The sequence below is a fragment of the Methylobacterium nigriterrae genome (assembly GCF_037106235.1).
GTDB lineage: Bacteria > Pseudomonadota > Alphaproteobacteria > Rhizobiales > Beijerinckiaceae > Methylobacterium > Methylobacterium nigriterrae.
This window is the reverse complement of sequence record NZ_JBAWTG010000346.1, coordinates 1-1,656: the sequence shown is the minus strand read 5'-3', so window position 1 is coordinate 1,656 and position 1,656 is coordinate 1. Positions and strand designations below refer to the sequence as shown.

The following is a 1,656-nucleotide window of genomic DNA, read 5'->3' as shown; positions in this document are numbered from 1 at the left end:
TCCATCAAGAGCCTGCGCTTGAGACTGGCGCGTGCACTGGTCCTGTCCCTTCACCGATGTCCCTGCTGCCATCGCTCGTTTGTGACACAGTAGTACTAGGTTTGTGTCTGGAAATCAAAATGCCGGGCAATCCCGGCCCATTCGCACGGATTGAGCGTTATGGAGCCGCCCAGTTCGAGGCAGGGGAATTATGAGAACGGGCGCTTCACGGCCCACGCAGTTATTGGAGGTGGGGTCACCGACCGCTCCGCGCTTGCACAGGTAGGAACCATACGTGTGCGGCCGGTGCCTGCCACCCCGGATTGGGAACGGGGCGCACGACGATGCTGCGCCCAATGATCAACGGCTGCAAATGATTAATGCGGCCAAGCCGCGGGGCGCTCCTTACATGGGTTCCGCGTAGAAGTTGACGAGTTTCTGCCTCTCGTAACGAGACAGGAGCGCCTCGTCGCCCCGGGAGAACTCGGGTGCTTGGCGCAGCTGCTCCGCCGTGACGGTCGTGTGATAGCCGTGGAGCTTCGTGTCGTAGTGCAGCTGTTCCCACGGGATCGTATGGACCTCGGAACCCACGCCCAGGAAGCCGCCGAATGAGGTGACGGCATAGGCGACATGGCCGCTGATCTTCTCGATCACGAGACGCTTGATGGTTCCGATCCGCTTCCCATTCGCGGCGAAAACAGCCGTGCCCTCAATGTGGTCACTCTCGATGAGCGGATGGCTCAGAGCCGATGACGTATCTGTCTCTGCCATAGCGCGCCTCCTCCAGCTTCTGCACTGGGGCGCACGATGCTGCGCCTCAAGGTGAGGGCTAGCAATCGTTTGGAGCGGACGGAGAAAACGAGGGCAGCGGCACGGAGCCGACTGCCCTCCTGAGTGGGAGGATTGCGCCGGCCCGTGAGAGGAAACCGGTAGCCCGAGCCTAGCCGTAAGCAGTACGCGCGCAATGGCGCCCCGCGTACAAATTACCGAGACCCCGCTTGAGCACCTTGGTCCGCCAGCACATTCGGCCAGCACCTCGGCCACTGATGCGCGAAAGCCGGTTGCCTGGGTGGGCGAGCCAAGCTCCCCCTCCCGTCCAGACAACCGGCTCTTCGTCCCACGTCAAGGAAACGAGCCCGTCCAGGCTCACTGAACCAACGAGCGATCGCCGTGAGTGGTTCACTAAACGCTGGCGTCGAAATGGGCAGAGGGTGAACTGCTTTGAGGTACCACAGCCGCACGGCAGTGCTGGCAGCTAGGCGAATGCCTCGAGAGCCAGCTTTAGTCGTCCTCCTCGCCCGCCTTCTGCGCGTCGAGATGCCCGAACGGGACAGTGTGGTGGTCGCGAGCCCTGTGCGACAGGCGCGGGGGCTCGTCCCAGACGGTCACGCTCTCTACCGTGTCACCATCCCAGCTCACTGAGCAGCCGGCGCCCTCCGTCGCCTCGTCGAGCAATGCCTGCCAGCCGCCGGGCTGATCCTGCCGGGATGCGATGCCCTCGCGGATGCGTCTGACGACATCGTGGTCCGCCGACATGCCATTCCGGGCGTCGAGGGCGGTCATGGCACGATTGAGCGGGGACACTGTTGTCGCCGCGCGAGATCGGTCGGCCAGCGGGCGCGGCTCGGGTAGCGCGATGGTGATGAGTTGCCCGGTCAGCGGATTGAGGATGACCAT

At 63.5% G+C, this 1,656-nt stretch carries 2 protein-coding genes; both read right to left on the bottom strand.

What is annotated here, in order from left to right:
• Positions 1-384: 384 nt before the first annotated feature.
• Entirely contained in the window at positions 385-750 is a 366-nt protein-coding gene (locus WDW90_RS36910; protein ID WP_336492691.1) for a PRC-barrel domain-containing protein, read from the bottom strand.
• 510 nt (positions 751-1,260) lie between these two features.
• The coding region (locus WDW90_RS36905) for a hypothetical protein (RefSeq protein WP_336492690.1) at positions 1,261-1,656 on the bottom strand (396 nt) is incomplete at its 5' end.